This is a genomic window from Bifidobacterium sp. C0047B3 (assembly GCF_056590535.1).
In genome coordinates, this window is record NZ_JBWPWH010000010.1 from 1 (window position 1) to 1,363 (window position 1,363).

Consider the following 1,363-nt stretch of genomic DNA (forward strand, 5'->3'; position numbering starts at 1 on the left):
TTTTGTGGGGGGTACGCAGGGAAGTGAAACATCTCAGTACCTGCAGGAAAGGATACTCCGTGAGTAGTGGCGAGCGAAAGCGGATCAGGCTAAACCGGGTGCGTGTGATAGCCGTCAGGTGTTGCGCATTCGGGGTCGTGGGATGGACTGTTCAGCCTCTGACGGGGTTGAGGAGAGTGATAAAATGTCGTGCTAGGTGAATGGGATTGAATTCCCAGCCGTAGAGGGTGATGGCCCCGTAGCTTGTCGTGCGATGTCTCTTTATGTTTATTCCCAAGTAGCGCGGGACTCGTGGAATCCCGCGTGAATCTGCCCAGACCGTTGGGTAAGCCTAAGTATTCCTGTCTGACCGATAGTGTACTAGTACCGTGAGGGAAAGGTGAAAAGCACCCCGGGAGGGGAGTGAAATAGTTCCTGAAACCGTGCGCTTACAATCCGTCGGAGCCTTCTTTGTGGGGTGACGGCGTGCCTATCGAAAAATGAGTCTGCGAGTCAGTGGTATGTGGCGAGGCTAACCCGGGTGGGGGAGCCGTAGCGAAAGCGAGTTTTAAAAGGCGTTTGAGTCGCATGTCCTGGACCCGAAGCGGGATGATCTAGCCCTGAGCAGGTTGAAGCGCGGGTAAGACCGTGTGGAGGACCGAACCCACCTAGGTTGAAAACTGGGGGGATGACTTGGGGTTAGGGGTGAAAGGCCAATCAAATTCCGTGATAGCTGGTTCTCTCCGAAATGCATTTAGGTGCAGCGTCGTGTTATTGCTTACAGGGGGTAGAGCTACTGGATGCTTGCGGGCCCATACCGGGTACCAATAGCAGCCAAACTCCGAATACCTGTTAGGTTTATCACGGCAGTGAGTCGGCGGGGGATAAGCTCCGTCGTCAAAAGGGAAACAGCCCTGATCGTCGTCTAAGGTCCCGAAGCGCGTGCTAAGTGGGAAAGGATGTGGAGTCGCATAGACAGCCAGGAGGTTGGCTCAGAAGCAGCCATCCTTGAAAGAGTGCGTAACAGCTCACTGGTCTAGTGGTTCCGCGCCGACAATGTAGCGGGGCTTAAGCACGCCACCGAAGACGCGGCTGCATGATTTGTTTCATGCGGGGTAGGAGAGCGTCCTGTATGGGGTGAAGCGGCAGTGTGAACTTGTCGTGGACTTTACAGGAGTGAGAATGCAGACATGAGTAGCGAGAGACGGGTGTGAATCCCGTCCGCTGAATGACTAAGGGTTCCGGGGCCACGTTCGTCGTCCCCGGGTGAGTCGAGTCCTAAGGCGAGGCCGACAGGCGTAGTCGAATGGATGAACGGGTTGATATTCCCGTACCGGTGTTACACCGTTCGAACTGAATCTGAGAGTACTAACCTTCATTTATG

At 54.8% G+C, this 1,363-nt stretch carries 1 rRNA gene; it reads left to right on the forward strand.

The features are described from left to right. A 23S ribosomal RNA gene (locus AC1EKT_RS06225) occupies positions 1 to 1,363 on the forward strand; the annotation flags it as partial.